The organism is Prauserella flavalba (assembly GCF_003202235.1).
GTDB lineage: Bacteria > Actinomycetota > Actinomycetes > Mycobacteriales > Pseudonocardiaceae > Prauserella_A > Prauserella_A flavalba.
In genome coordinates, this window is record NZ_MASU01000007.1 from 348,550 (window position 1) to 367,499 (window position 18,950).

The following is an 18,950-nucleotide window of genomic DNA, read 5'->3' on the forward strand; positions in this document are numbered from 1 at the left end:
TCCGGTGTGGACGCACCGGACCCCTCAGGCCATGAGGCTAGGGAACGGGTAGGCCGCCCAGCTCGTGAGCGACCAGGTAGGCCAGCGTGACGCCCCTGCCGAGCGCGAACCCGCTGTTGTACCCGGTGCCGACCGTGGTCAGCGCCGCACACGAGCCGACCGCGTACAGCCCGCCGATCGGCGCGCCGCGCTCGTCGAGCACGTGCCCGTCTCCGTCGATGTGCACACCGCTGGAACCGATGCCGGTGCCCACGAACTTCAGCCGCAGCCCGTGGAACGGCGGCTTCACCAGCTCGCCGAGCACCGGGCACGGCTTCTGCTCAGGGTCGCCCGCGAAGCGGTTGACGTAGGTGACCGTGCCGCGCCCGAAGTCCGGATCCTCTCCCCGGGCGGCGTGCTCGTTGAACCGCGCCACCGTGACCTCGAACCGCTCGGCGTCGATGCCGAGCGCCTCGCCGAGCGCGCGCACCGTGGGCGCCGAGGTGACCCAGCCTTCCGGATAGTCACCGCCGGGCGGGGTACCGGCGAGCCCGTACTTCTGCCGGTGCTGGTCGTCCCACACGAGGAAGAACGGCAGGTGCCGGTCGGCGGGGTTCAGCGTCTTGGCGACGATGTCCACCCAGTAGGAGTCGTTGCAGAACCGCCTGCCCGTGCTGTCGACGATCATGCTGTGCGGCATCGCGTACTCCGGCCCGTAGCCGTAGCCGGTGCCGACCTGCGACCGCCAGCCGGGCAGCATCGGCACACTCGTCGCCGGGATCTTCGCGACGGCCGCGCCGACATCCCTGGCGAGCCTGATCCCGTCGCCGCGCAGGCTCTCCGGCGCGACGCTGCCGAAGTCCTCCGGTTCGAGGCCCACCAGTTCCCGCACGAGATCGGGGTCCCAGTCGTAGGTGCTCGTCGCGAGCACCACCGGGCCGCGCAGCTCCACCGGCCCGCCCGGACCGTCGGCCCGCACGCCCACCACGCGGCCGCCCTCGGAGAGCAGGCCGGTCACCGGATGGGACGTGCGGATCTCGATGTTCTCCTCGCGCAGCGCCCGCGCCAGGAAGCTCGCCACCACCCCGGTGCCGAACGTCAGCGGGTCGTCGCCCCGCGGCTGTCCCGACCGGTCGCGGCCGTCGGCGATGCCGAACGCGGGCACCCCGGCGTGCTCGGTCGCGGGCTCCTCCTCCCCTGGATTGTCCACATAGGCCGCTCGGCGGCCCCTGGTGAGCAGGTCGTCGTAGGTGGTGCCCACCGGGAAGTACGGGCTCACGCGCAGCAGCCGCCGCCACGGGCCGAGCACACCGCCGTCGATCACCTCGTTGGTGAGGTAGCGACCCATCGGCAGCGCACCGTCAGCCTCGTTGTGGTAGTCGGCGAGCCCGGGGATCACCTTCCAGCGGATCGCGCCGATGTCCTCCCAGTACCGCATCGCCTCCGGCGCTGTGGTGATCCACCGCCGCATGGCCCGCTCATCGAGCAGCTCCGGGTCCCGGTGGGCGATCGCCCGTACGTACGTCTCGGTGAGCTCGAGCGAGTCCTCGATGCCGTCCCTGCGCGCCACGTGGTTGGCACCGCACCACACCTGGCCGCCCGAGTAGGCCGCGGCGCCCCCGACCAGCTCCGCCGCCTCCAACACCACCACCCTGCGCCCGCGCAGGGCCGCGCCCAGCGCGGTCGCCAGGCCGGAGAGCCCGGCGCCCACGACGATGACCGGTTCCGTCATGCGGATTCCTTTCCGTTGCCGGCCGCGATGACCCGCCCACCCAGCGCCTCGACGAGCGGGATGGGATCGAAGAACTCCGCGAACCGCGCGATCTTGCCGTCGCGGACCGTCACCCGCGCCACGTAGGTGTTGCGATACGGCACGCCCGTCTGCTTCATCGATGAGTCCGATGTGTACTCGGCGACGAACTCGCCGTCCTCCTCCAGCGCGCTGATGCGGTAGCCGGCGAAGTTCATGGGGGTCACCAGTTCCGGCAGCGCGCGGTAGAACTCGTCGATCGCCGCCCTGCCCGCCAGTGTGCGAGGGATACCGCTCGGCGCGTAGGGGATGTCCAGCACGCCGTCCTCGTGGAACAGCGGTGCGACGGCCGCGACGTCGAGCGTGCCCACGGCATCCAGATAGGACGTGATGAGGGCCTTGCCCTCGGCGACGCTCATCCGGCCACGCTCCCCTGCAGCACGAAACCCTCGTAGCCGTTGCCGGCCACCTCTCGGCACTTCTCCCGGTAGACGCCGACGCCGCCGATGTAGGCCATGAACACGCGCGGTTTCCCGGGTACGTTGGCGCCCATGTACCAGGAGTCCGTCTTCGGGTAGAGCGTGGCCTCACCGCACTCGCGGACGTGCTCGCCCCATTCCTTCTCCGCCGCCTCGCTGGCCTCCACTGTGGACAACCCGTTGGCATCCAGATGGGACAGCAGACCGGCGATCCAGTCGACATGCTGCTCGATCGACACGATCATGTTGCTGAGCACGGACGGGCTGCCGGGCCCGGTGATGGTGAACAGGTTCGGGAAGCCGGCGACGCCGAGCCCCAGGTAACCGACCGGCCCCTGGCTCCACTTCTCCCGCAGGGTCAGCCCGTCGCGGCCCCTGATGTCGATTGCCAGGAACGCGCCAGTCATGGCGTCGAACCCGGTGGCGAGCACGATGCTGTCGAACTCGTACTCGCGCTCGCTCGTGCGCAGCCCGCGTTCCGTGATCTCCACGAGCGGGGTCTCGCGCAGGTCGACCAGGTGCACGTCGTCGCGGTTGAACGTCTCGTAGTAGCCGGTACCGAGACACGGCCGCTTGGTGCCGAACGCGTGCCCCCTTGGCAGGAGCTTCTCCGCCGTCGCCGGATCGGTCACGGTCTCGCGGATCCGGTCCCGCACGAAGTCCGCGGCGGTGTCGTTGGCGGCCTGGTCGGTGAGCAGGTCGGTGTAGGCCTGCAGGACCCCGGTGAGGTTGCCGCGGTTCCAGCGTTCCTCATAGGTCCGCAGCCGTTCGTCCTCGCTCACCTCCAGCGCCGACCGCGTTGGCGCCTCGATCGCGATGCCGAACCCGGAGTTGCGGCCCGCCTCCCGCACCTCCGGGTAGGTCGCCTTGATCTCGGAGACCATCTCCCGGTCGATGGGACCGTTGAACGTCGGCAGGCAGAAGTTGGCCGTGCGCTGGAAGACCGTGAGCTCGGCCGCGCGCTCGGCGAGGATCGGGATCGCCTGGATCCCCGACGATCCGGTGCCGATCACCGCCACGCGCTGCCCGCTGAAGTCGACGTCGTCCTCCGGCCACTGCGACGTGTGGTACCAGGAGCCTCGGAAGTTCTCGAGCCCGGGAACCTCGGGCGCCTTGGGGACGGACAGGCAGCCGACGGCGAGGACGCAGTAGCGCGCCGACACCACGTGTCCCCGGTCGGTGCGCACGGTCCAGCGCCGCGAGCCCTCGTCGAAGTGCGCCGCCGTCACACGGGTGGAGAGCACGACGTCGCGGCGCAGGTCGTGGCGCTCGGCGACGTGCCGGATGTAGGCGAGGATCTCGGGCTGGCTCGGGTACTTCTCGGTCCACTCCCATTCCTGTTCGAGCTCAGGGTCGAACGAGAAGGAGTAGTGCATGCTCTCCACATCACAGCGTGCGCCCGGATACCGGTTCCAGTACCAGGTTCCGCCGACGTCGTCGCCCGCTTCGAAGACTCTGGCCGACATGCCCAGCTCGCGAAGGCGGTAGAGCATATACAGCCCGGAGAATCCGGCACCGACCACGACGGCGTCGAGTTCGGTGGGCACGGTGCTGCTCGATGACATGGCAATCGTTCCTCACTGTCGTCGGGAGGATCGTCCGCATGGCCGGCGCACAGCCACTGTGACCCGACGCCGAAGTCAAGTCAAGACTGTCTCTTATATTGATAGTAAGTAATTAGCCCGGAGTCGCCCGATCAGCGGAACCCCCACCGAACGCAGTGAAGGCCACCTTCACTGCGTTGAACGCAGGCAAGGTGGCCTTCACTGCGGCTGGGCCGGGGCTAGTGGGCCGCCGCGACCGGCTCCGTCTCCTCCTCCCTGGCCGGTGTGCGGCCGGGCAGGAAGACCGCGATGACGAACGCGACCACGGCGGCGGCCGCGCCGATCGCCATCACCACGCGGAAGCCGTTCTCCGCGGGAACCGAGACGGGACCGAGCGACACCGTCAGGTGCGCGAGCACCACCCCGGCGACGGCGCTGGAGACCGACGTGCCGATGGAGCGCATCAGGGTGTTGAGGCTGTTGGCCGCGGCCGTCTCCGACACCGGCACGGCCGCCATCACCAGCGCGGGCATGGCGCCGTACGCGAGCCCGATCCCGGCACCGATGACACTGGAGACGAACACCAGCTCCCAGATCTCCGACATCAGCACGATGCTCAGCCCGTAACCGATCGCGACCACGGCCGCGCCGGTCATGAGCGTCACCTTGGGGCCGAGGTTGCGCGAGATCCGCGCCGACACCGGTGCCATCGCCATCATCACGAGCCCGTTGGGTGCCATCACGAGGCCGACCGCGACCATCGACTGCCCAAGGCCGTACCCGGTCGCCTCCGGCAGTTGCAGCAGCTGCGGCAGCACGAGCGACATCGCGAACATCGAGAAGCCGAACGCCACCGAGGCCAGGTTGGTGAGCAGCACCTGACGGCGGGCCGTGGTACGCAGGTCGACCAGCGGCTCGGCCGTGCGCAGCTCCCACCATCCCCACAGCAGCAGCACGACCACCGCCGCGCCGAAGAGCCCGGTGGTGAGACCGCTCCCCCAGCCCCAGTCGGCACCCTTGGAGATCGCCAGCAGCAGGCACAGCAAGGCCACGGACAGCCCGGCCGCGCCGGGCACGTCGAAGCGGCCACCGGAGCGCACCGACGACTCCGGCACGAACGAGAGCACGAGCGCCGCGCCGAGGATGCCGAGGCCCGCGGAGCTCCAGAACAGCAGGTGCCAGTCCGCGTGCTCGGCGAGGAACGCCGCGGCGGGCAGGCCCAGCGCACCACCGACGCCCAGCGACCCGCTCATCAACGCGATCGCCGAGCCGACCCGCTCGGCCGGCAGCTCGTCCCGCATGATGCTGATGCCCAGCGGGATCACTCCGGCGGAGAGGCCCTGCAAGGCTCGTCCGACCACTGCGGGCGCGAGGCTGTCCGACAGCGCGACGACGGCGGAGCCGGCCGCCAGCATCCCGAGGCTGAACAGCAGCATGCGGCGCTTGCCGTACATGTCGCCGAGCCGTCCCACGGTGGGGGTCGCGACGGCGGCGGCGAGCAGCGTGGCGGTGATGGCCCACGCCGTGTCGGAGGCCGACGCCCCCAGCAGGTCGGGGAGCTTCGGCACCAGCGGGATCACCATGGTCTGCGTCAGCGAGACCACGATCCCCGAGAGCGCCAGCACCGCCACGACGACGTTCGGGCGCGCCACGGCAGGGGCATGCGTCATGGGAAGTCTCCGTCTTCGGAAAAGATGCTTGTGCGTTGCAAGTTTAAATCAGACGCTTGACGAAGGCGAGCGGGGGGCGGTTGACTGGCCACGTACTCGACGGCTACTTCGAGGAGAATCCACCGTGGGCCATGCCGGAACCGAGAAGGCGCCGAGCTATCCCTTCACCGGTCCTGCGGCGCTGGAGCCGCCCGGGGAATGGGAGAAACTGCGGCGGCAGTGCCCCGTCGCGCGGGTGACGTTGCCGAGCGGCGACGAGGCATCCCTGCTCACGCGCTACGACGACGTGAAGCAGGTGCTCGCGGACCCCAGGTTCGGCAGGCTCCTCGACGCCCCCGACGCGGCGCGCATCTCCGACACCGAATCGGGCGGGCTGTTCAACAGCGAGATGGCGACGACGCTCCCCCAGAGTGGCGAGGCCCACCAGCGGTGGCGCCGCATGGTCAACAGGTGGTTCACCGCCAAGCGGATGGCGGCGCTGCGGCCCGGCATCGCGGCGATGGCCGAGCGGCTCGTCGACGACATGGTCAAGTCGGGCTCGCCCGCCGACCTCAAGGCGAGCGTCGGGTTCCCGCTCCCGGTGTGGGTCATCTGCGACCTGCTCGGCGTACCCGACAGCGACCGCGACCGGTTCGCCCACTGGTCCGACTCCCTGCTGAACCTGACCCGCTACACCGAGGACGAGGTCAACGCCGCGCAGGAGGAGTTCTTCGCCTACCTGGCGGGCCATATCGCCGCCAAACGCGACCAGCCGGGCGACGACCTGCTCAGCGAGCTCATCACCGCCACCGACAGCACCGGTGAGCGCCTGTCCGACACGATGCTCGTCGCCACCGGCCTCGGCCTGCTGATCGCAGGGCACGAGACGACGGCGAACATGATCGGGAAGATGATCGCCATGCTGCTGGCCGACCGGCGGCACTGGGAGCGGTTGCTCGCCGACCCGTCGGCGGTACGCACGGCCGTCGAGGAGGCGCTGCGCTTCGACGCCAACCCCGGGCTCGGCATGGTGCGCTACCTCGACGGGGACGTCGAGGTCGGCGACACCGTACTGCCGCGCGGCACCACCGTGCTGTGCAGCATGGCCGCCGCGAACCGCGACGAGACGGCGTTCGACCGCGCGGACGAGCTGGATCTCGGCCGCACACCCAATCCGCACCTCGCCTTCGGCAGCGGGGCGCACTCGTGCCTCGGCCAGGCGCTCGCGCGCACCGAACTGCAGGTGGTGCTGGAGGTCCTGCTGCGCAAGCTGCCGACACTGGAGCTCGCCGTGCCCGCCGAGGACCTGCGCCGCGTGGAGGGCCTCGTGGTCGGCGGCCTGCGCGAAGTCCCGGTGCGGTGGTGACGATGCCGAACGGAACCGCGCGCGCCGACCGCGTCAGCGCCACCAGGGAGGCGATCCTCACGGTGGCCGAGCGGCTGTACGCCGAGCGCGGGGTCTTCGCGGTGTCCAACCGCCAGATCAGCGAGGCCGCCGGGCAGGGCAACAACGCGGCGGTCAACTACCACTTCGGCACCAAGACCGATCTCGTCAGGGCGATCGTGCGCAAGCACCACGAGCAGACCGAGCGGCTACGCGAGCGGATGGTGTCCGGACTCGGCGACTCCACCGAGACGAGGGACTGGGTGGCCTGCCTCGTGCGCCCGCCCATCGAGCATCTCGCCGAGCTGGGCTCGCCCACGTGGTACGGGCGGTTCGCCGCGCAGATCATGACCGAGCCCTCCCTGCGCGACATCACGTCCGAGGAGTCGCTCACCTCCCCCACACTGGTCCGGGCCATCGACGGGCTCAACCGGTGCATCCCCGAGATGCCGGTGGAGGTGCGCATGGAACGCGGCGACATGGTTCGCCAGCTCATGGTGCACACGGTCGCCGAGCGCGAGCGCGCTCTCGCCGAGGGCTCCCCCACCCCCAGGAACACGTGGCACGCCGCCGCAACCGGCCTGATCGACGCGATCGTCGGCCTGTGGCACGCCCCTGTCACGCCGCAATGACCGAAACCCGCACGACCGAAGAGGGAACGCACGACATGAAGGTCCAGGTCGACCAGGACAGGTGCTGCGGCGCGGGTTCCTGTGTGCTGACCGCACCGGAGGTGTTCGACCAGCGCGAGGACGACGGGGTCGTGGTGCTGCTCGACGCGGAGCCGCCGGAGCAGGTGCACCGCGGCGTCCGCGAGGCCGCCGACAGCTGCCCCGCCGGTGCCATCGCGCTGCACGGCGCCTGACCCGGGAGGCTTCCTGGTGACCACCACCATGCACACCACGGACGTCCCCGAGTTCCCGATGGCCAGGACCTCGGGCTGCCCGTTCGATCCCCCGCCCGCCGCGAGGGCGAAGCAGCGGGAGGGCCCGCTCGTGCGGGTGCGCCTGTGGGACGGCAGCACCCCGTGGCTGGTGACCCGCTACGCGGAGCAGCGGGCCCTGCTGGCCGATCCCCGCGTGAGCGCGGACGTCAGCCGGCCCGGGTACCCGAGTCCCGCGCCGACCACCGGCGAGGGCTCGAAGATCAGCTTCATCCTCATGGACGATCCGGAGCACGCGCGCCTGCGCCGCATGGTCACCGCGCCGTTCGCGGTGCGCCGGGTCAGGGCGATGCGCCCCGCCGTGCAGAAGATCGTCGACGACCTGATCGACGAGCTGCTCGCCGGACCGAAGCCGGTGGATCTCGTGGAGGCGTTCGCCCTGCCGGTGCCCTCGCTGGTGATCTGTGAGCTACTCGGGGTCCCGTACTCCGACCACGACTTCTTCCAGGACAACAGCAAGATCATGATCAGGAGGGACGCCGAGCCCGAGGAGCGCACCGCGGCGCTGGGCAAGCTCGCGGCCTACCTCGACGAGCTGATGGGCGCGAAGCTCGCGAAGCCGCGCGACGACCTGCTGTCCGGCCTCGCCGGCCGGGTCGAGGCGGGCGAGCTGACCCGTTCCGAGGCCGCGCAGATGGGCGTCCTGCTGCTCATCGCGGGGCACGAGACCACCGCGAACATGATCGCGCTCGGCACACTGGCACTGCTGGAGCATCCCGATCAGCTGGCCCGGTTGCGGGACGCCGACGACCCCCGGCTCGTCGAGTCCGCGGTCGAGGAGCTGTTGCGCTACCTCAACATCACGCACAACGGCCGCCGCCGGGTGGCGACCGAGGACATCGAGATCGCCGGGCGGACGATCAAGGCTGGCGAGGGCATCATCCTCGCCAACGACATCGCCAACCGGGATCCCGACGTGTTCCCCGATCCCGACCGGCTCGACCTGGGCCGCGATGCGCGCAAGCACGTCGCTTTCGGCTTCGGGGTGCACCAGTGCCTCGGGCAGTCGCTCGCCCGGCTCGAGCTGGAGATCGTCTACGGCACGCTCTACCGGCGCATCCCGACCCTGAGGCTGGCGAGCGACCTGGCCCGGATCCCGTTCAAGCACGACGGTTCCGTGTACGGCGTCTACGAACTGCCCGTGACGTGGTGACCTGACCTCCCCGCGGGTCCCAACTGCAGTGAAGGCCACCTTCCCTGCGTTCAACGCAGTGAAGGTGGCCTTCACTGCGGCTGCCTGAGCTGAAACGCGCCTCTCATTAGAACAGCACAAACGATCTTCAGCATGGTCTGAACATGTTTATGTTGACGACAACCAAAAGTCCCCTTACTGTTCGAAACGGCGAAGACACCCGGTGTGGGGCGCTCGCGTAGGCCCCGCCCTGAGCACTACCGAGCCGAAGAAGGTAGGGGTCACCGCGTGAGCAGGATCGGGGCGGATCCGACAGCGTCACCGGCACCGTCGCTCGTCCCTCTCGCACGTGAGCTCGATGGTTTTCCCGCGTCACGCCTTCTCCGGCATGCGCCACTTCCCCATCCCCACCGAGTTCTGTGACGAGAGGTAGGTACCCATGCGAATATCGCGCATGGTGGCACTGGCCGCCGCGGCGGGCACGGCTCTCGCCGTCGCGCCGGCGATCTCGGCGGCCTCGACGGCGTCAGGGAGACAACCCGCGCCGCCGCCCGATTCGGCCTTCCAGAAGGTGACCCTCAACGACTCCCCCGGCGAGCCGGTCGACCTCGCGGTGCTGCCGGACGGGCGGGTGCTGCACACCACCCGCGCCGGTGAGCTGTGGCTGCACGACCCCGACACGCGCCTCAACACGCTCGCGGCGGAGCTGGACGTCTACACCCACGACGAGGAGGGACTCCAGAGCGTCGCCGTCGACCCCGGCTTCAACGGCAAGAGCAACCGGTGGGTGTACCTGTACTACGCGCCGCCGATGGACACCCCGGTCGACGATCCGTCCACACCGGACGTGAACGAGGGCGACGCGCCGTTCACCGGGACACCGGCGGACTTCGAGCCGTTCGAGGGCGTGCAGCGGTTGTCGCGCTTCCAGCTGGTGGGCAACGAGCTGGACCTGTCCACCGAGCAGCAGATCCTCGAGGTCGACGAAGACCGGGGCATCTGCTGCCACGTCGGTGGCGACATCGTGTTCGACGGCAAGGGAAACCTCTACCTGTCGACGGGCGACGACACCAACCCGTTCGAGTCCGACGGGTACACGCCGATCGACGAGCGAGCCGACCGCAACCCCGCCTTCGACGCCCAGCGCACGTCGGCGAACACCAACGACCTGCGCGGCAAGGTGCTGCGGATCCGCGTGCAGCGCGACGGCTCATACACGATCCCTGACGGCAACCTCTTCGAACCCGGAACTCCCCAGACCCGGCCCGAGATCTACCTGATGGGCCTGCGCAACCCGTTCCGGATCGAGGTCAACGACCGCGGCGACCTCTACGTCGCCGACTACTCGCCGGACGCCGCCGAGGCCGACCCCGCGCGCGGACCTGCCGGGCACGGCCGGTGGCTCATGACGAGGGAGGCCGGCAACTACGGCTGGCCCTACTGCGTCGCGCCCGACATGCCGTACGTCGACTACGACTTCGCCACGGAGCAGTCCGGTGAGCCGTTCGACTGCGCGGCGCCCGTGAACAACTCACCGCACAACACCGGCCTCACCGAGCTGCCGCCGGTGGAGCAGCCCGATGTCTGGTACACCTACTCCGAGTCCGAGGAGTTCCCGGAGCTCGGCGCGACCGGCGGCATCGGCCCGATGGCCGGGCCCGCGTACGACTACGACCCGCGCGACCAGCAGGGGCGCACCCCGGTCGCGTGGCCCAAGTACTACGACGGCATGCCACTGTTCTACGAGTGGACCCGCGACTACATCAAGGGATTCCGCCTCGACCGTTCCGGCGAGCTGAAGTCCATTGAGGACGTCGTGCCGTCGATCCCCGTGTCCGGGCCGATCGACATGGAGTTCGGGCCCGACGGAGCGCTGTACGTACTCGACTACGGCAAGGGCTACTTCGCGGAGAACCCGGAAGCGCAGCTCGCCAGGATCGACTACATCGGCACCGGCGGCAACCACACCCCGGTGCCGATGGTGGCGGCTGACGTCGACAATGGACAGACGCCGCTCACGGTGAACTTCTCCAGCGCGGGAACCCAGGACGCGGACGGCGACCGGCTGCGCTACGAGTGGGACTTCGACTCCGACGGTGTGGTGGACTCCCGGCAGCTCAACCCCACGCACACCTACACGGAGAACGGTGGCTACACCGCGACGCTGAAGGTGACCGACGTCGGCGGCAAGCACCGGGGCCGTTCCGCGTCGGCCGAGGTCGACATCGTGGTCGGCAACGAGGAGCCCGTGGTCACCTTCGTCAGCCCCGTGGAGGGCCAGCCCTTCGAGTTCGGTGACGTCGTCCAGTACGAGGTCGCCGTCACCGACGACCAGCCGGTGGACTGCTCGCGGGTGCAGGTGACCTACATCCTCGGCCACGACGGCCACGGTCACCCGATCTCGTCGGCGACCGGCTGCACCGGGTCCTTCCTGACGACGGTGCCGGACGGTCACGACCCCGAGAACGACGAACTGGCCGGCGTGTTCAACGCGACCTACACCGATCCCGGCGCCGAGGGCGTGCCCCCGCTGACCGGTACGGCCGAAGTCGCACTGACGCCGACCCACTAGGCACCACCTCTTCTGCCCCCAAGGGCACTGTGGTTGCGTTGAACGCGACCACAGTGCCCTTGGGCGCGTCCGGGCCGCGGGAAGGGTGCCCGTTCACGGCCGCGGGAACTCGGCGGCGACATCGGCGATGCCGTCGAGATAGCCGGGTGACGGTGCACCGCTCACCGGCTCGACCTCAGCGATGACCACGAGCCGGTTCGAGCGTCTCGAGTCGTAGTTCCGACCGGTCCAGCGGATGTCGCCCACGCCGACGAACGATCCGGGCAACGGAGCGATGTTCCCCGTGCCGTGTACGTCGGCCAGCGCGCGTAGTTCGCGCGCGGACACGGCGTTACGCATGTCGACCCACGCGACCGACACGACGATCCGGTTCCACTGTTCGTCGTCGAGGGCGTACAGCATCCGGTCGAGCGAGCGGCACGGTGTCCGGAACAGAAACCGTTGGACGTCACCGTAGGAGTTGACCGCACAGCGGGCTCCACGGAACAGTCGCTGTCCGGTCCGCTTGAGACTCAGGTCCTTCCACGCCGCGCCGGGCCGGCCCTTCGCTGCATTCCGCTTGCCCTTGTCGAGCTTGGTGCGCAACGCCTGGCTGATCGACGACTCGACCGACGCCGTGCCGCCTCCGGTCACGCCGACCTGTCCATAGGCCACGGTGGCCGCCAGCGCCGCCGCGACCGCGACCCCCGATCGTTTCCGCCATTTGCCGTCGGGCCCGCGCGGCTGATCCGGCTTTCCCATACGCTTCGTCCCCCATGTCCGCTTCCGGCCATGATGATCCGGTCACGCCAGACCGGGCGCAGCCATTCGGCCGGACGTCACCGGAACAGAGCAGTGGCCCGCGCTAGCCGGTTCCGGCGGGGACGAGCAGATGCAGGAAGCGCGCCATGATGTCCGGCAGCTCCTGGTCCGGGTGGGCCAGCCAGTACTCGTGCGCGGCCACGGTCGCGGCCAGCACCGCATGACCCACCGCGATGGCAACGAGGTCATCCGGCCCGCTCCCCCTGCGCGCCGCCACGAACTCGGTGGCGATGCGCCGCCATTCCGTGTGCCGCACAGTGGCCTTCTCCAGCACCGCGGGCACCGTGAGCAGTAGCTCGGCGCGGTGCAGCGCCCAGGTCCTGCGCTCCGGCGGATGACTCAGCGCCCTCGGCGCCGCACGGCAGAGCACGTCGGCGTAGGGCTCCTCCGGCGGGGCGGCCGCGAGCAGCTCCCGGAAACGCGCCAGCTCGGCGGGCGACTCCACCCACAGCACGTCGGCTTTGGTCGAGAAGTACCGGAAGAACGTGCGACGGCTGACCCCGGCGGCCGCGGCGATGTCGTCCACCGACACGTTCTCGAAACCGCGCTCCAGGAACAGTTCCTGGGCCACCTCGGCCAGTTCGCGGGCGCTCGTCAGCGCGGGACGGCCACCGCGGTCGGCCACCGCACCGCGCTCACCGGAACCGGACACCCCGGCATGATCCCACATCGGCCGTACCCGAATCGGTCTCGACTTCTGGCACAGTGTGCCATAACCTCACCTGGTCAACCGTCGTCAGAGTGGACACGGAGCAGCCATGGGCAAACTGGACGGCAAGGTCGCGTTCGTCACCGGAGCGGCACGGGGCCAGGGCCGAAGCCACGCGCTCGGTCTCGCCAGGGAAGGCGCCGACATCATCGCCATCGACACCACCGCCAAGGTCGACACAGTCCCCTATCCGCTGGCCTCCGCGGGGGAGCTGAGCGAGACCGTGCGACTGGTCGAGGCCACCGGGCGGAGCATCGTCGCCCGCGACGCCGACGTCCGGGACTCCGCGGCGCTGGCCAAGGCGGTCGCCGCGGGCGTCGAGCGGTTCGGCAGGCTCGACATCGTCCTCGCCAACGCCGGAATCTCCAGTCCCGCCCCGACGCTCGAGATGAGCGACGAGACCTGGCAGGACATGATCGACATCAACCTCACCGGCGTGTGGAAGTCGCTCAAGGCTTCCGTCCCGCACATCATCGAGGGCGGCCGCGGCGGCTCCGTGGTCATCACCAGCTCCCTCGCCGCGATCCACGCCAACGAGAACACCGCGCACTACTCCGCAGCCAAGGCCGGACTCGTGATGCTGATGAAGGTGATGGCCAAGGAGCTCGCCCCGCACAGCATCCGCGTCAACACCATCCACCCGACGACGGTCGCCACCGACATGATCCTCAACGACGCCACCTACCGGCTCTTCCGGCCCGACATCAACAACCCCACCCGCGCCGACTTCGAGCAGGCGGCCCTCGGCCTCAACCGCCTGCCCGTCGCCGCACTCGAACCCGAGGACATCACCAACACCGTCCTCCACCTCGTCACCGACACCGGCAAGTACATCACCGGCACCACGCAGGTCATCGACGCGGGCGGCGCACTGTAACGACCGGACAATCCACAACGGACACTCTGGTCAGCCCACTTCGGTGATGGTCAGCCGGGAAAGCCGTGCGGGGTCGGCGATCACGGCGAACTCGGCGACCAGGCCGTCCACGATCCGGAACGTGAGCGCGAGCCGCACGTGCCCGTCGCGGACCACGACCGCGCCCGGCGCACCGTCCACCAGCGCGGGCCGTGCGGTCCGCGCCGGTGCGGACATCGTGCGTGCCTCCGCCGCCACGGTGGTGGCTCCCCTGACCTCGGCGGGCACACCGTCGGGCAGCAACGCCGGGTCGACGCGCCGGACGACGTCGGGCGCCAGCACGGCGAGCAGCGCCTCGGTATCACCGGCCCGGATCGCGGCGAGGAAGGCGTCGACGAGGAGCCGGTGCCCGGCGAGGTCGGCCACCGGCTCCTGCCCGGCGCCCGCGCGCACCCGCTGACGGGCCCGGCTCGCGAGCCTCTTCGTGGCCTGCGGGGTCCGCTCGAGGATCGGGGCGATCTCGGCGAACGGGACCGCGAACACGTCATGCAGCACGAACGCCACGCGCTCCGCGGGGCTCAACGTTTCCAGCACCGTGAACAGAGCCCTGCTGACCGAGTCGGCCTGCACTGCCTCCCGTGCGGGATCGGCGGCGTCACCCGGCCGGTCGGGCAGTTCCGGGTCGGCGGGCGTCTCCCGGCGCCTGCGGGGCGAGCGCAGCAGGTCGAGGCAGATCCGCGTGACCACGGTGGTGAGCCAGCCCGGCAGGTTGCCGACCTCGCGGGTGTCCCCGCGCTGGAGCCGCAGCCAGGTCTCCTGAACGGCGTCCTCCGCGTCGGTGGCCGAGCCCAGGATCCGGTAGGCCACCGCCCACAGGTGGTCCCGCCGGCCCGCGAACACCTCGGCGAGCGCGTCCCAGTCGGGCATCGTGTCCCCTTCCTCGTGCACCTCTCGTCATAGGGGATGACGAGATCCAACCCCGCGACGGGACACCCAGGAGGACACCATGCCGGTTCAGCTGGTCCGGTTCACCACCCGCGAGGCGGACGCACCCGCCGTCGAGCAGGCGACGGAGACGATGCTCGCCGCGCTGCGGCGAGCGCGGCCGCACGGCACCCGCTTCGCCGCGTGCAAGCTGGCCGACGGCGTCACGTTCGTCAACCTGCTGGAGCTGGACGAGGGCGTGGACAACCCGTTGCCGGGCATCCCGGAGTGCCGCGCGTACCAGCAGCGGATCCCGGAGTGGGCGCTGGAGCCCTCGGGACCGCAACCCGTCACGGTCCTCGGCTCCTACGAGCTGTTCGGCTGAGGTCGCCATGCTCGTCGCCTACCTCGCCGTGACAGTGCTCGCCATCGCCGCCAACGCCTTCATCGTCGTGGCCGACCTCACCCGCGCGCGGTTCGTGCTCCAGAACTCGGCCGCCGTCGGCGTGCCCGAGTCGTGGCTCCCGGGTCTCGCGCTGCTGAAGGGCGCCGGGGCGGTCGGGCTCCTGCTGGGACTCCTCGGCGTCCAGGTGATCGGTCTGCTGGCCGCGGCGGGGCTCGTGCTCTTCTACGTCGGGGCGGTGCTCACCCATCTGCGAGCGGGTGACCGTTCGGCCTCGCTCGGCTTCCCTCTCGCCTTCCTGCTGGTCGCCGCGGCCTCGCTGGCGCTCGGCCTCTCGGCCTGACCCACCCGCGCGAGTCGTGCGCTCCCGCTCGCGAGTCGTGCGCTCCCGCTCGCGAGTTGTGCGTTCCCGATCGCGAGTTGGGCGTTCCCGTCGCGGCGAACGCACAACTCGGCGTCCTGAGCGCACGACTCGCGGTCCTGAGCGCACGACTCGCGGTCCTGAGTGCACGACTCGCGGTCCTGAACGCACGACTCGCGGTCCTGAGTGCACGACTCGCGGCCGGGGGGCCTGGCTCTGGGTTACGGACAGGACAAGATCTCTCGGTCAACCGAGCGACTTAGGTTACCCTGCCCTAATGAAATTCTCAGGACGTCTGTCACGCTCCGTAGCCGTGCTGGCCGGGGCACTCGCGGCCGCGACCATCGCGGGCTGCGGTTCCGGCGAGGGCGGCACCGAGGAGAACGGCCGCGCCCTCGCCAATCCGGTGACGGTCGAGCACCGGTTCGGGTCGACCACGATCGACACGGTACCCGAGCGGATCGTCACCATCGACCTGCAGTGGACCGACACCATGCTGGCGATGGGCGTCGAGCCCGTCGGCTACACGGTCGACGACCTGATGCCGAAGTCGGGCGTGCCGTGGCAGAAGCCGCCCGCCAACGGCAAGGCGCTCTCCCTCACGGACGGCGTGCCCGTGGAGCAGATCCTGGCGCTGGACCCGGACCTGGTCGTCGGCTCGTTCTCGATCAGCGACGAGGAGACCTACCGGCTGCTGTCGGACCGCGTGCCGACGATCGCGGGCCCGCCGAAGGCCGACGAGGTGACGCCGTGGCAGGACCTGGTGCGCACCGCCGGCAAGATCCTCGACAAGCCCGGCGAAGCCGAACGACTCGTCACCTCGGTCAACGACACGGTGTCGGCCACGGCGAAGGAGTTCCCCGGGCTCGAGGGCAAGACGTTCGCGCTCGCGCAGTACATCGTGGGCGACTCGATGTACATTGTCTCCAACGAAAAAGACGGCTCGAGCGTCTTCTTCCAGCAACTGGGCATGAAGCTGTACCCGCCGGTGCGCGACGAGGGCACACGCACGGGACAAAGCCGGCTCAACGTGAGCACCGAGCGAGCCGATCTGCTGCGCTCCGACCTGCTGGCGTTCCTGGTGAACGGGGGCGACGAGAGCGACCTCGCCGACATCCCCGGCTTCGACCAGCTGCCGGGCACGGTCGCGGTGCTCGACTACCCGACCGTGGTGGGGCTGAACACGCCCACGCCACTGTCGATCCCGTACGCACTCGACCAGCTGCGTCCGCACCTGCGCGACGCCGCGGGCCAGTCGGGCACGTGACGGAACGGACGGGGGTGCCCTCCGGGCAACGCCGGAGGGCACCCGCCACGTACCGGCTCACGGCCGGCCTCGCGGGGCTCGCCGTGCTGGTGCTGCTGGTCTCGGTGCTGGGCGTCGTGATCGGCGCGCGGCCCATCGAGCTCTCCGTCGCGCTCGACGCCCTTCGCGCCTACGACCCGGGGATCGCCGAGCACCAGGTGATCGCGGACCGGGCCGTGCGGACACTCGCTGGCCTGCTCGTGGGAGCGGCACTCGGTCTCGCGGGCGTCCTCATGCAGGGCATCACGCGCAATCCGCTCGCGGACCCCGGGCTGCTCGGGATCAACGCCGGCGCCGCGTTCGCGGTGGTGTGCGCGATCGCGCTGTTCGGCGTCACCACCGCGCTCGGCTACGTGTGGTTCGCGTTCGCGGGCGCGCTGTTCGTGGCGGTCGTCGTGTACGTGGTCGGCTCGCTCGGCCGCGGCGGTGCGACCCCCGTGAAGGTCGCACTCGCCGGTGCCGCGGTCAGCGCCGCGCTGGTGGCACTGACCACCGCGGTCCTGCTCACCGACTCGGTCACGTTCGACCAGCACCGGTTCTGGACCGTCGGCTCCCTCGCCGGCCGGGACTGGGACCTGGTCGCCCCGCTCGCGCCGTTCGTCGTCGCAGGCGTGGTCGCCGCGCTGTTCCTCGGCCGGGCGCTCAACGCGCTCTCCCTCGGCGACGACGTCGCGAGCGGGCTTGGCCAGCGGGTGGGCCTGGCGCGTGCGGTGACGGCCGTGGTGGCGGTGGTGCTCTGTGGTTCGGCCACGGCGATCGCGGGCCCGATCTGGTTCGTGGGCCTGTTCGTGGCGCATCTCGCACGGCTGGTGACCGGCCCCGACTATCGCTGGATACTGCCCTATTCGCTGCTGCTCGGGCCCGTGCTCGTGCTCGCGGCCGACGTGCTCGGCCGGGTCATCGCCCAGCCCGGCGAGCTGCAGGTGGGCATCGTGCTGTCCCTGCTCGGCTCACCGTTTCTGATCCTGCTCGTCCGCTACCGCAAGCTGTCGGAGCTCTAGATGCCCACGTCCCTCGACACCCGGCCGCCGACGGTCGCCCGCACCCGCGGGCGCAAGCGTTCGCGCAGCACCGTCGTGTCGCTCGTCCTCACCGCGGCGGGGTTTCTCGCCCTCTGCGTGTCGGTGTCGCTCGGCGAGGTCACCATCCCGCTGCCCGATGTGGTGCGCGCCCTGTTCGGCGACGACGCGGACGGCATGTCCTACATCGTGACGGAGCTGCGGTTGCCGAGGGCGCTGGTCGCGGTGCTGGCAGGCGCGGCGCTCGGCCTTTCCGGCGCGATCTTCCAGTCCCTCGTCCGCAACCCGCTGGCGAGTCCCGACATCATCGGCATCACCGGCGGCGCGAGCGCGGCCGCGGTGGTGGCCCTGCTGCTGATCGGCCTGCGTGGTTTCCCGGTGTCGCTGGCCGCGTTCGCGGGCGCGCTCGCGACGGCCGCGGCGATCTACGTGCTCACGTGGCGCAAGGGCGTCACCGGCTACCGGCTGGTGCTGGTGGGCGTGGCGATGGGCGCCATGCTGACGAGCATCGTGTCCTACTGCCTGACGAGGGCCGACGTGTACGACGCCCGCGAGGCGCTGGTGTGGCTCACGGGCAGCCTCAACGCCAAGACGTGGTCGACCGTGCAGATCCTCGGGCTGAGCCTCGCGCTGATCGTGCCGCTCGCGCTGCTCGCCGGGCGCTGGCTGCTGCCGCTGGAGCTCGGCGACGACACCGCGCAGGCGCTGGGTGTCCCGCTCGAACGGGCCAGGATGGGCCTGATCGTCGCGGCGGTCGCCCTCGCGGCCGCGGCCACCGCAGCCGTGGGCCCGGTCGCGTTCGTGGCGTTCGTGTCCGGCCCGATCGCGCGCAGGCTCGCGGGCGGACCCGGCATCGCGCTCGTGCCGTCCGCGCTGGTGGGCGCGCTGGTGATGACGGTCTCCGACCTCGTCGCCCAGCACGCGTTCGCGTCCGTGCAGTTCCCGGTTGGCGTGATCACCGCGATCGTCGGTGCGCCGTACCTGCTGTGGCTGCTCGCGGTCACCAACCGCGTCGGCCGGGGCGGCTAGCCGGGTCAGCCGACGGTCTCAGGGCGCGATCGCCGTGCCACGGACCGGCATCGTCCGCCCCGGCATCGCCGTCACGCTGGAGACGGGATCGACGAGGTGATCGCGGAACC

General features: G+C 70.4%; 18 protein-coding genes and 1 pseudogene. 11 read left to right on the top strand and 8 right to left on the bottom strand.

The window, feature by feature from the left end:
- Positions 1 to 37: 37 nt before the first annotated feature.
- The 4 genes from BA062_RS20165 to BA062_RS20180 all read right to left on the bottom strand — a co-directional run bounded on the left by BA062_RS20165 (position 38) and on the right by BA062_RS20180 (position 5,422).
- Complete coding sequence (locus tag BA062_RS20165; RefSeq protein ID WP_110338964.1) at positions 38 to 1,711, bottom strand: FAD-dependent oxidoreductase; 1,674 nt, start codon at positions 1,709 to 1,711, stop codon at positions 38 to 40.
- A complete protein-coding gene (locus BA062_RS20170) occupies positions 1,708 to 2,148 on the bottom strand; it encodes a nuclear transport factor 2 family protein (RefSeq protein ID WP_110338966.1) in 441 nt (146 codons plus the stop codon). The genes BA062_RS20165 and BA062_RS20170 overlap by 4 nt, the downstream gene beginning before the upstream one ends.
- Positions 2,145 to 3,773, bottom strand: coding sequence for a flavin-containing monooxygenase (locus BA062_RS20175; protein WP_110338968.1), 1,629 nt, complete (start codon positions 3,771 to 3,773; stop codon positions 2,145 to 2,147). The genes BA062_RS20170 and BA062_RS20175 overlap by 4 nt, the downstream gene beginning before the upstream one ends.
- Positions 3,774 to 3,991: 218 nt before the next feature.
- Positions 3,992 to 5,422 carry an MFS transporter gene (locus tag BA062_RS20180; protein ID WP_110338970.1) on the bottom strand — a complete coding sequence of 477 codons (1,431 nt, stop codon included), beginning with the start codon at positions 5,420 to 5,422 and terminating at the stop codon, positions 3,992 to 3,994.
- A gap of 124 nt (positions 5,423 to 5,546) precedes the next feature.
- Here BA062_RS20180 and BA062_RS20185 point away from each other — a divergent pair, with 124 nt between their 5' ends.
- The 5 genes from BA062_RS20185 to BA062_RS20205 all read left to right on the top strand — a co-directional run bounded on the left by BA062_RS20185 (position 5,547) and on the right by BA062_RS20205 (position 11,432).
- On the top strand, positions 5,547 to 6,767 hold the full coding sequence (locus BA062_RS20185; RefSeq protein WP_245959914.1) for a cytochrome P450: 1,221 nt from the start codon (positions 5,547 to 5,549) through the stop codon (positions 6,765 to 6,767).
- 2 nt (positions 6,768 to 6,769) lie between these two features.
- Positions 6,770 to 7,417, top strand: a complete 648-nt coding sequence (locus BA062_RS20190) for a TetR/AcrR family transcriptional regulator (protein ID WP_110338974.1) — start codon at positions 6,770 to 6,772, stop codon at positions 7,415 to 7,417.
- Positions 7,418 to 7,452: 35 nt separating this feature from the next.
- Entirely contained in the window at positions 7,453 to 7,650 is a 198-nt protein-coding gene (locus tag BA062_RS20195; protein WP_110339106.1) for a ferredoxin, read from the top strand.
- A 28-nt stretch (positions 7,651 to 7,678) separates the two neighbouring features.
- On the top strand, positions 7,679 to 8,881 hold the full coding sequence (locus BA062_RS20200) for a cytochrome P450 (protein WP_168214033.1): 1,203 nt from the start codon (positions 7,679 to 7,681) through the stop codon (positions 8,879 to 8,881).
- Positions 8,882 to 9,299: 418 nt separating this feature from the next.
- The gene (locus BA062_RS20205; RefSeq protein WP_110338978.1) at positions 9,300 to 11,432 is read left to right on the top strand and encodes a PQQ-dependent sugar dehydrogenase; all 2,133 of its coding nucleotides are present in this window, start codon (positions 9,300 to 9,302) and stop codon (positions 11,430 to 11,432) included.
- 93 nt (positions 11,433 to 11,525) lie between these two features.
- On the opposite strand, the gene BA062_RS20210 is transcribed toward BA062_RS20205, so the two are convergent.
- Both BA062_RS20210 and BA062_RS20215 read right to left on the bottom strand, forming a co-directional pair.
- A complete protein-coding gene (locus tag BA062_RS20210) occupies positions 11,526 to 12,173 on the bottom strand; it encodes a hypothetical protein (protein WP_110338980.1) in 648 nt (215 codons plus the stop codon).
- 103 nt (positions 12,174 to 12,276) lie between these two features.
- A complete protein-coding gene (locus BA062_RS20215; protein ID WP_210406933.1) occupies positions 12,277 to 12,885 on the bottom strand; it encodes an acyl-CoA-like ligand-binding transcription factor in 609 nt (202 codons plus the stop codon).
- A 106-nt stretch (positions 12,886 to 12,991) separates the two neighbouring features.
- On the opposite strand from BA062_RS20215, the gene BA062_RS20220 reads away from it, so the two are divergent.
- A complete protein-coding gene (locus tag BA062_RS20220; protein ID WP_110338984.1) occupies positions 12,992 to 13,819 on the top strand; it encodes a mycofactocin-coupled SDR family oxidoreductase in 828 nt (275 codons plus the stop codon).
- A gap of 30 nt (positions 13,820 to 13,849) precedes the next feature.
- On the opposite strand, the gene BA062_RS20225 is transcribed toward BA062_RS20220, so the two are convergent.
- Complete coding sequence (locus BA062_RS20225; RefSeq protein ID WP_110339108.1) at positions 13,850 to 14,725, bottom strand: sigma-70 family RNA polymerase sigma factor; 876 nt, start codon at positions 14,723 to 14,725, stop codon at positions 13,850 to 13,852.
- A 79-nt stretch (positions 14,726 to 14,804) separates the two neighbouring features.
- Between BA062_RS20225 and BA062_RS20230 the strand changes: the two genes are divergently transcribed.
- Together BA062_RS20230 and BA062_RS20235 are read left to right on the top strand one after the other, a co-directional pair.
- The gene (locus BA062_RS20230) at positions 14,805 to 15,107 is read left to right on the top strand and encodes a hypothetical protein (protein WP_110338986.1); all 303 of its coding nucleotides are present in this window, start codon (positions 14,805 to 14,807) and stop codon (positions 15,105 to 15,107) included.
- 7 nt (positions 15,108 to 15,114) lie between these two features.
- Positions 15,115 to 15,468 carry a DoxX family protein gene (locus tag BA062_RS20235; protein WP_110338988.1) on the top strand — a complete coding sequence of 118 codons (354 nt, stop codon included), beginning with the start codon at positions 15,115 to 15,117 and terminating at the stop codon, positions 15,466 to 15,468.
- Positions 15,469 to 15,485: 17 nt separating this feature from the next.
- On the opposite strand, the pseudogene BA062_RS41345 reads toward BA062_RS20235, so the two are convergent.
- Positions 15,486 to 15,575: pseudogene (locus tag BA062_RS41345) on the bottom strand (hypothetical protein); the annotation flags it as partial.
- Between the two features lie 188 nt (positions 15,576 to 15,763).
- On the opposite strand from BA062_RS41345, the gene BA062_RS20245 reads away from it, so the two are divergent.
- The 3 genes from BA062_RS20245 to BA062_RS20255 are packed head-to-tail and all read left to right on the top strand — an operon-like array spanning position 15,764 to position 18,840.
- Positions 15,764 to 16,753 carry an ABC transporter substrate-binding protein gene (locus BA062_RS20245; protein ID WP_110338992.1) on the top strand — a complete coding sequence of 330 codons (990 nt, stop codon included), beginning with the start codon at positions 15,764 to 15,766 and terminating at the stop codon, positions 16,751 to 16,753.
- Entirely contained in the window at positions 16,750 to 17,793 is a 1,044-nt protein-coding gene (locus tag BA062_RS20250; RefSeq protein ID WP_110338994.1) for a FecCD family ABC transporter permease, read from the top strand. The genes BA062_RS20245 and BA062_RS20250 overlap by 4 nt, the downstream gene beginning before the upstream one ends.
- Positions 17,794 to 18,840 carry a FecCD family ABC transporter permease gene (locus BA062_RS20255; protein ID WP_110338996.1) on the top strand — a complete coding sequence of 349 codons (1,047 nt, stop codon included), beginning with the start codon at positions 17,794 to 17,796 and terminating at the stop codon, positions 18,838 to 18,840.
- The last annotated feature ends 110 nt before the right edge of the window (positions 18,841 to 18,950 follow it).

Excerpts from the sequence above, each read along its gene's own strand:
- BA062_RS20165 (WP_110338964.1), bottom strand. The coding sequence starts at position 1,711 with ATGACGGAACCGGTCATCGTCGTGGGCGCCGGGCTCTCCGGCCTGGCG.
- BA062_RS20170 (WP_110338966.1), bottom strand. The coding sequence starts at position 2,148 with ATGAGCGTCGCCGAGGGCAAGGCCCTCATCACGTCCTATCTGGATGCC.
- BA062_RS20175 (WP_110338968.1), bottom strand. The coding sequence starts at position 3,773 with ATGTCATCGAGCAGCACCGTGCCCACCGAACTCGACGCCGTCGTGGTC.
- BA062_RS20180 (WP_110338970.1), bottom strand. The coding sequence starts at position 5,422 with ATGACGCATGCCCCTGCCGTGGCGCGCCCGAACGTCGTCGTGGCGGTG.
- BA062_RS20190 (WP_110338974.1), top strand. The coding sequence starts at position 6,770 with ATGCCGAACGGAACCGCGCGCGCCGACCGCGTCAGCGCCACCAGGGAG.
- BA062_RS20195 (WP_110339106.1), top strand. The coding sequence starts at position 7,453 with ATGAAGGTCCAGGTCGACCAGGACAGGTGCTGCGGCGCGGGTTCCTGT.
- BA062_RS20200 (WP_168214033.1), top strand. The coding sequence starts at position 7,679 with ATGCACACCACGGACGTCCCCGAGTTCCCGATGGCCAGGACCTCGGGC.
- BA062_RS20205 (WP_110338978.1), top strand. The coding sequence starts at position 9,300 with ATGCGAATATCGCGCATGGTGGCACTGGCCGCCGCGGCGGGCACGGCT.
- BA062_RS20210 (WP_110338980.1), bottom strand. The coding sequence starts at position 12,173 with ATGGGAAAGCCGGATCAGCCGCGCGGGCCCGACGGCAAATGGCGGAAA.
- BA062_RS20220 (WP_110338984.1), top strand. The coding sequence starts at position 12,992 with ATGGGCAAACTGGACGGCAAGGTCGCGTTCGTCACCGGAGCGGCACGG.
- BA062_RS20225 (WP_110339108.1), bottom strand. The coding sequence starts at position 14,725 with ATGCCCGACTGGGACGCGCTCGCCGAGGTGTTCGCGGGCCGGCGGGAC.
- BA062_RS20230 (WP_110338986.1), top strand. The coding sequence starts at position 14,805 with ATGCCGGTTCAGCTGGTCCGGTTCACCACCCGCGAGGCGGACGCACCC.
- BA062_RS20235 (WP_110338988.1), top strand. The coding sequence starts at position 15,115 with ATGCTCGTCGCCTACCTCGCCGTGACAGTGCTCGCCATCGCCGCCAAC.
- BA062_RS20245 (WP_110338992.1), top strand. The coding sequence starts at position 15,764 with ATGAAATTCTCAGGACGTCTGTCACGCTCCGTAGCCGTGCTGGCCGGG.
- BA062_RS20255 (WP_110338996.1), top strand. The coding sequence starts at position 17,794 with ATGCCCACGTCCCTCGACACCCGGCCGCCGACGGTCGCCCGCACCCGC.